8 protein-coding genes are annotated in these 8,072 nt (G+C 45.3%); 2 read left to right on the plus strand and 6 right to left on the minus strand.

Annotated features, from left to right (window positions below):
* Positions 1-32 precede the first annotated feature (32 nt).
* From A3739_RS00915 to A3739_RS00925, 3 genes are all read right to left on the minus strand, one after another.
* Positions 33-1,022, minus strand: coding sequence for an NADPH:quinone oxidoreductase family protein (locus tag A3739_RS00915; protein WP_068476138.1), 990 nt, complete (start codon positions 1,020-1,022; stop codon positions 33-35).
* A 219-nt stretch (positions 1,023-1,241) separates the two neighbouring features.
* Entirely contained in the window at positions 1,242-2,276 is a 1,035-nt protein-coding gene (locus A3739_RS00920; RefSeq protein WP_068476139.1) for a phosphotransferase family protein, read from the minus strand.
* Between the two features lie 9 nt (positions 2,277-2,285).
* On the minus strand, positions 2,286-3,509 hold the full coding sequence (locus A3739_RS00925) for an acyl-CoA dehydrogenase family protein (protein WP_068476140.1): 1,224 nt from the start codon (positions 3,507-3,509) through the stop codon (positions 2,286-2,288).
* Between the two features lie 132 nt (positions 3,510-3,641).
* On the opposite strand from A3739_RS00925, the gene A3739_RS00930 reads away from it, so the two are divergent.
* Positions 3,642-4,535, plus strand: coding sequence for a LysR family transcriptional regulator (locus A3739_RS00930; protein WP_068476141.1), 894 nt, complete (start codon positions 3,642-3,644; stop codon positions 4,533-4,535).
* Between the two features lie 106 nt (positions 4,536-4,641).
* Here the strand turns inward: A3739_RS00930 and A3739_RS31225 are convergent, their stop codons facing one another.
* The 3 genes from A3739_RS31225 to A3739_RS00945 form a co-directional block, all read right to left on the minus strand.
* The gene (locus tag A3739_RS31225; RefSeq protein ID WP_068476142.1) at positions 4,642-5,850 is read right to left on the minus strand and encodes a M48 family metalloprotease; all 1,209 of its coding nucleotides are present in this window, start codon (positions 5,848-5,850) and stop codon (positions 4,642-4,644) included.
* A 440-nt stretch (positions 5,851-6,290) separates the two neighbouring features.
* Positions 6,291-7,055 carry a class II glutamine amidotransferase gene (locus A3739_RS00940; protein ID WP_068476143.1) on the minus strand — a complete coding sequence of 255 codons (765 nt, stop codon included), beginning with the start codon at positions 7,053-7,055 and terminating at the stop codon, positions 6,291-6,293.
* Positions 7,056-7,110: 55 nt separating this feature from the next.
* Positions 7,111-7,557 carry a GNAT family N-acetyltransferase gene (locus A3739_RS00945; protein ID WP_068476144.1) on the minus strand — a complete coding sequence of 149 codons (447 nt, stop codon included), beginning with the start codon at positions 7,555-7,557 and terminating at the stop codon, positions 7,111-7,113.
* Between the two features lie 125 nt (positions 7,558-7,682).
* Here A3739_RS00945 and A3739_RS00950 point away from each other — a divergent pair, with 125 nt between their 5' ends.
* Positions 7,683-7,961: a nuclear transport factor 2 family protein gene (locus A3739_RS00950; RefSeq protein WP_068476145.1), complete on the plus strand. Its 279-nt coding sequence runs from the start codon at positions 7,683-7,685 to the stop codon at positions 7,959-7,961.
* The last annotated feature ends 111 nt before the right edge of the window (positions 7,962-8,072 follow it).

Consider the following 8,072-nt stretch of genomic DNA (forward strand, 5'->3'; position numbering starts at 1 on the left):
ACCCCAATATTTTGTTAAACCCTAGGTCCGACTTACAAAAGCGCGTCTGGAACAACCACAACCTTGCCTTTCACTTCGCGATTCATCACTTTCGCAAGCGCATCGCCAGTACGAGATAGTGGGAAAACTTCATCAGTTTCAAGGCGAACAACGCCATCGCGATACCAAGCAAATAGCTCCTGCATGTTTTGCATAAAGACCATAGGCTCGTGCATAACAAATTGACCCCAAAATACGCCAACTAAGGAATACTCTTTTACGAGTGCCAAATTAACAGGCAATTCAGGGATAGTGCCCGATGCAAAACCTACAACCAATAAACGGCCATTACGTGCCATTGCACGAGAACAGGCTGCAAATGCCTCCCCGCCAACTGGGTCATAAACAACATTCGCACCTTTGCCTTTAGTCAATTCTTTGATGCGCTCTTTAAGATCTTCTTCGCTGTAATTAATCAGCTCATCTGCGCCATTCGCTTTTGCCATCTCTAGCTTTTCTTGTGACGAACAAACTGCAATTACGCGCGCGCCCATTGCTTTACCAATCTGCACCGCCGCAATACCCGTTCCGCCTGCCGCGCCCAGAACAACAAGAGTTTCGCCCTTCTTCAAATGAGCGCGCTGCTTGAGTGCGTGGTGTGCTGTGCCGTGTGCGCACATTAGGTTTGCAGCATCGGTATCCGTAACATCATCTGTAACAGGTAACACCGTCATGGCATTCACGATCACCTGTTCTGCAAAAGCACCATATTTCTGGCTAGAGCCGATTAAGCGTTGGCCAACTTTAAGATGCTTAACACCCTCGCCTAACTCAACAACTTCGCCACAAAACTCCATGCCCGGAACAAACGGAAGCTCAGGACGCACTTGATATAAACCTTGCACTAACAAGCCATCAGGAAAGTTCACACCACTGGCTAGAATTTTCACTCGCACCTGACCTTTGCCCGGTGTTGGATCATCAATATCTTTGTACTCAAGATCCGAAATCGGACCGAATTCATTACAAACAATTGCTTTCATTGTTGTTCTCTTTTTTGTTCGCTAGAAGCTAGAAAATTATGTCGTCGTTCCCAATGATCAAAACAACACAGCAATGACGACAGCACCGATTAAATAGCGTTATGAGAGAAACTTAGGCGAGGCAAAAATTCACGAAAAGACGGAGTTTACAGACTAGTAAATGAGTACTTTGAGTGAATTTTTAACAATGCTTAAGTGATCGCAATAGCTATTTCAGAACTAACCCTCAGTTTTGATAACGTGCAGAGCCCCCATCGCTAATGGGGCTACGTAGGCCCCCACCTTACTCGCCTGCTTACTAGAAGCATTGCCATCCAAAGCACGCTTCGCGACACCTTGCGCTATCGCCGCTAAACGGAAATAACTAAATGCGAGGTAAAAGGCCCAATGGTCAATTTTCTCAATGCCCATCGCTTCACAATAAGTCTCGACATACTCAGCTTCGGTTGGAATACCCAACGCGCCACGATCTGCACCCGCGAGACCACTCATATCACCAGCGTTAGCTGGCATGCGTAGTTGCATGCACTGATACGCTAAATCAGCAAAAGGGTGACCCAAGGTAGAAAGCTCCCAATCAAGCACCGCTATTACACGGACTTCATCCGGAGCAAACATCATGTTGTCGAGACGGTAATCGCCATGCACAAGCGACACACGACCATCATCCTCTGGAATATGGCTCTCGAGCCATTCAATCAGCTGATCCATTGCCGGAATTTTTTGTGTTTCTGAATCACGATATTGCTTGGTCCAGCGCGATAATTGGCGCTCGAAGTAGTTCCCCGGTTTGCCATAATCACCTAAGCCAACCGCTTCAACATCGACTGAATGTATCGCTGCGAGCACTTTGCCCATTTGCGAATACGCGTGTGTGCGTTCTTCGTTAGATGCCAGTTTTGGTAATGCAGCATCCCAAAAAATGCGCCCCTCACAATATTCCATCACATAGAACATCGAGCCAATCACTTCGCGATCTTCACACAGGTGATACATCTTAGGCGTCGGCACATCCGTATTTTCTAGCGCTTTATAAACACGATACTCACGGTCTACAGCATGTGCTGACTTCAGCAATTTACCCGGTGGCTGGCGACGCAATACATACTCGCCACTAGCCGCACTCAATTTAAAGGTTGGATTAGATTGGCCACCTGAGAATTTCTCTGCGCTTTTTAAGCCATGGAAACTCTCGATATGCTCACTCAAATAGCGATCAAGAAGCTCAATATCTAAACTATCGACGTCTGACATGCTCGCCTCCTATTTCTTTGCCAGCATGGCGTAGCCAGAGGCTAAGCCGCGACCAAGCTGCATCATGTGCACTTCGTCCGGACCATCAGCCAATCTAATTACACGCGCCATTTGATAGGCTTGCGGCAAGAAGGTGTCTTGGCTTAAACCCATTGCACCGTGGATTTGCATAGAGCGATCAATCACCGTGCAGGCCATTTGAGGTGCAACAATCTTGATCATTGAAATAAGCGCCTTAGCACCTTTATTCCCAACGCGATCCATTTGATCCGCGGCTTTTAGCGTCAACAAACGCGCTTGCTCGATCTCACAGTAAGACTTAGCGATACTCTCGCGCACAGAACCTTGGCGGCTCATCGTCTTACCAAAAACGGTGCGCGACTCAGCACGTGCGCACATCATTTCAAAGGCACGTTGCGCAGCACCCACTAAACGCATGCAGTGGTGAATACGCCCCGGCCCTAAACGACCTTGCGCGATTTCAAAACCACGACCTTCACCCAAAAGCATATTGCTTGCCGGTACACGAACGTTCTCAAAAGTAATTTCTGCATGCCCTTCTGGCGCATCATCATTACCAAATACTTTCATTGGACGAACAACAGTCACCCCGGGCGTATCCATCGGGACTAAAATCTGAGACTGCTGAATATATTTGTTGGTGTTGTCAGGGTCTGTTTTACCCATCACGATCAGAATTTTACAACGCGGGTCACATGCACCTGAGATATACCACTTACGACCATTGATGACGTAATCATCGCCATCACGTTCAATGCGAGTTTCAATATTGGTCGCATCACTCGATGCTACATCTGGCTCCGTCATCGCAAAACCAGAGCGGATCTCACCCGCCAATAGAGGCTCAAGCCATTGTTTCTTTTGCTCTTCAGTGCCGTAACGCACGAGCACTTCCATATTGCCGGTATCTGGCGCACTACAGTTGAAGACTTCAGAACCAAAACGCGTGCGGCCCATAATTTCAGCAAGCGGTGCGTATTCAAGATTAGTCAAACCTGCACCGTATTCTGATTCAGGCAAAAACAAGTTCCACAAACCCTGCTTCTTCGCGAGCTCTTTTAGCTCTTCAATCTGAGGAGGAATGGTCCAGCGATTTTCACCTTCTTCAATGGCTCGGTTGAGCTCGTCTTCAATGGGATAAAGATAATTATCGAGAAAGGTTTGCACCTCTTTCATCAATTTTTTAACGCGATCTGAATACTCAAAATCCATGCTCTTTGCCTTCAGTGATTCTTATTTACGTGGCAAGCAGTTTAAAAACCGAAATAAAATCATTGAAGTTTATTTTATTTATATCGTTAAATAAAAATTAGTGATACTAAGTCAAATATTGAGGCTTCTCAGATGCTGTTGAACAAAATTGATATGAACCTATTTATCGTGCTCGATGCGATCTATAGCGAACGCAAGCTCACCAAAGCAGCAGAAGTGCTTCATATTACGCAGCCTGCAGTCAGTAATTCTCTTGCGCGCTTACGTGCGCATTTCAATGACGAATTGTTTGTGCGCCAGTCGGGGCAAATGGTCCCTACCCCGCTCACTGAAAACATCATTGAGCGCGTACGAGAGGCCCTCGCCTCACTGCAAAGCAGTCTCAACGAACATGATGCCTTTGACCCATTGCAGTCAACGCGAACTTTTCGTTTCTCAATGAACGACACATCAGAAGCCTATGTATTACCGCGCTTAATGCATGTACTTCAAAAAGAAGCCCCGAATATTCAAATCGAGAGTTACAGTATTCCGCGTAGCGATATGGTGCGCGCGTTCAGCGCCGGTGAGCTCGACTTTGCCCTTGATGTACCCATCATTAACGACAGCAATCTCGTCAATACGCCAATTGCTGACGACCGTTATGTATGCGTCGCACACCCAGAACATCCGCGCATTCAAGGTGATCTGAGCCTCGATCAATACATGAAAGAAGCGCATATTCATGTATCGAGTCGACGAAAAGGAGGTGGCCAAATTGATGCGGTACTTGCTCGATTAGGTCTTCAACGCGAAATTAAACTACGTATTCAACACTCGCGCGCAGCGAGCCCAATCGTCGCGCAAACAGACATGCTCCTCACCATTCCTGAAAGCCTGACACAAGGCACTGAACTACAAATACTCGAACTACCCTTCGCCATTCCAAAGCTAGACTGGCACCTATACTGGGCCCAACGGCATGAGAATGATCGTGCGCATCAATGGATGAGGGAGAGGATATTTGAGGTTTTTGGGGAAGAGTAATATTTGAAAAGCCATTAGGCTGTTAACGGAATGCTCTATTGCTTAAAAACAGCGAAGACAGCCGATCGATAGATTAGATCGGCTATTAATCAAGAATAGTCAAAACCTATTGGCATTCTGAAGGAAGATGCTTTACTAGTAAGTTTTCTCCATAACAACTCCAATATACATTTCCTTCTTCAACATAAGGTTCCAGAACTATGTATTGTTCCTTCCCCTCTTCATTTATGCCAACTTGAGCTCCTATAACACCATTTTCATAGATCGCAATTTGTGAACTTTGGGTTGCATTAGAAATATAGTTTTCTGAATAGCCCAATGTTTGAAGTGACTCAGGCCACGCTTGATTAACCACGGCATATTCTGTTACTTCTTTGCTCACAGCTTCTGCATCTATATAAACTTCTGTATATCGAGCTTTTTGTACATAGTCTTGATATGCAGGTATTGCTACGGCAGCCAAAATACCAACTATCGCAATAGTAATCATCAACGATACCATACCGCCACCAGAGCCAAATCTAGGTACGAACAGAGATAAAAACCAAGCAAATGCATGGCGCGATGGATGATTGATCTCTCGTCCCTCGTTCATAGCCAACGCAGCTGCCATTCTTTTGGTTAACCAAGGATAATCACTTATTAATTCGTTGAATGACATCCAGAAACCATTTGTTTCGGATATTTGCGCTAAATAGGCATCAACATTGATCGACTTCCAGCGAGTATCACCTGCTGCAATAGCAGAAATTGCTGCCTTGATATCATCTTCAGATTGACAACACGCTACACCATAACGGTCACAAGTATATTCCTCTGCTCGCCTTAACGCTGCGCCCAGCAAGGGAAGTATCGAACTTGGAAGTATGAAAAAACTCCACAAAAGGTGATTGCGATGAATATGACCTAACTCATGCCCAATATAGAAATCTACAGCACTTGATTGATCTTCTAACGCATCTACTACATCAGTATATAAAACGACAAAATTCCTCCCTAAAAATCTAGTCGCAAGGGCATTGAAGAAATCCGTTCTAAGTAAATAGGCATCAGGAATAACTTCTAGCCCTACTTTTTCACAACTATTTACCAAACTTTTATATAAATCAGGATATTGCTCCTGGCTTATTTTAACCCCCGTACCTTTTATATGTGTGATAAAAGCTGAGTGGGCAAAAAGGAAAAATAAATATCCAAACAAAAAATAGATCAGAGCAATCCCAATAGTCCCGAGCACCAACGCCAACCAGAATAACCCTGAAATGGTAACCGCAATGGCAAAGAGTTTTTTCTCATTTTTATAGACTAAATCCATCTATTTACTACTCCTTAAAAATTATTATTTTTGAATCTGCATAAGAAAAGTACTCTTCTCTGCAAAACCGAGTGCAAGAGTATGCAATGCAGACTTTTTACTCACCTTATACTTCGGTAATTTAGTTATATCAAAAAGAAAAACAACGAAAAAACCAAGTTATGAGGAACTACAACGAAGCATTTATCCCGTCGAGCGCGCAAGCGATCCGGGTCGCCTTTGGGATCCAAGGGTGTTTGGCGAGACAAATACCCTTGGGCGCAGTCGGTCGCCACCGACAGGAAAAGAAGAGTAGAAACTAGGATTTTTCTACAAAAAACCAAAGATCAACACAATGGATTTCCGCCTTCGCGGAAATGACGTATTAGAATGAAGCAATAACGATTAGCTAATGTGCAAGTTGATAAGAGTGCTTAGCAATCATTCGACAGAACAACCTTCTATCCAACTAACTCTCCATCAACAAACACACAACAACTCCCCGGTTCGAGTTTGGTCCAAGTCTCATCCACGGTGAGCGGTTCGGTCGCAACCACACTAACTACATCGTTTTCACTGGTTTCATTTGAAAAGTCGATGGTGACATCGGTATCAGCAAGTTTCGCTTCGCCAAACGGTGCACGGCGGGTAATCCAACTGAGCTTGGTAGAACAGAAGGTAAAGAGCGCATCGCCATTACTCAGTATGATATTTGCGATGCCGGCTTCGTGAATTTTCAAACAACACTGATGCACAAAAGGCACCCACTCTTCCCAGCTCGGGCAGCACGAGAAATGCTCGTCTAACTGCCCCATCAACCAACAGAACAGATGCTCGCTATCGGTGGAGCCAACTGGGCGAAAACGTGTCAGTTCAAACTGGCTGAATTCTTTAAGCTGACCATTATGTGCGAAGGTCCAAGGCTTACCCCATAGCTCGCGCTGAAATGGATGGGTGTTGGCCAACGACACCTCACCAACATTAGCTTGGCGAATATGCGAAACCACCGTATTACTTTTAATTGGATAGGTTTGAAGAAAGCGCGCAATCAAGGATTCTGAACTAGGCAAATGATCTTTAAACTCGCGTACGCCATTCGCCTCATAAAACACTAAACCCCAACCATCTTTATGCGGCCCAGTCGCACCGCCACGCTGCAACAATCCTGTAAAACTAAAACAAATATCGGTTGGGACGTTGGCGCTCATCGCCAGAAGTTCACACATAACTCTTTTAATACTCAGATCTAATTTATCTTGTGACCACTTTCAATCAGAAGCGCTAACCACTCGGGAGTGCTAATTCCATATCGACACGATGCATGCCCTGCCCCCAGGCATCTTGAGTTTCGCTCAGAACAACCGCACCATGCTTGGCAAAAAATGGCGCCGATAAATGACTTGCTGCAATATCGATGACTGGCGCACTCGCTTCCACTGCAAAGGATTTTGCGTTGTTCATCATCTCCGTGCCGACACCCGAGCCAGCACTTGACGGCGCAACCATGATCCAAACGATGCGGGCTCTTGCCGTCATTTCATCAACGCGCATGCCGTAGGCTGCGGTAACAGCATCATTGATAACGCCAACGCGATACCCATCAGGAACAGGATCTAAAAACTGCGCGTAATCGGCACGTTCATTCTCAGCAAAATATTGTGGGCAGTTTGCATCGAACAGTGCCAAGCACGCATCTTTATATCCCTCTGTATAAGGAAAGAATTCCATCACACATACCTCTACACGCCAAGATTGACCGCATACACAATTGCGAACCTTAAGGCTCGCATGATACAAAATGAAGCCTACTGTAAGACACTACATTTTTCGAATAAGAATAAAAGAGAATCACTATGTCGACATACCCTAAATCGCTTGACCATATGCTTGCTGCGTGGAACGAACCTGACCCATCGAAAGTACGCGCGCATCTTGATCTCGCACTAAACCCGGACATTCGTTTTGTCGACCCGATGATCGATGTGACAGGTATTGATGGCTTTGAACTGAATGTTCATAAAGTAAAAACTGAATTGCCCAATGCCGTGTATTCTCGAACGAGCGGCTGGGACGCACAGCATGGTTTTTACGCTATCACTGGGCAATTCACCAAGGCGACAAACTGGTACTAAAAGGCTTTGATGTCGTCGAAATAGACAATAACGATCAAGTCGCTAGCGTAATAGGTTTCTTTGGCGACATCCCAAATTTATAAGCGCACATCAAATAAGAAATAGAAAGTA

The sequence above is a fragment of the Oleiphilus sp. HI0067 genome (assembly GCF_001635735.1).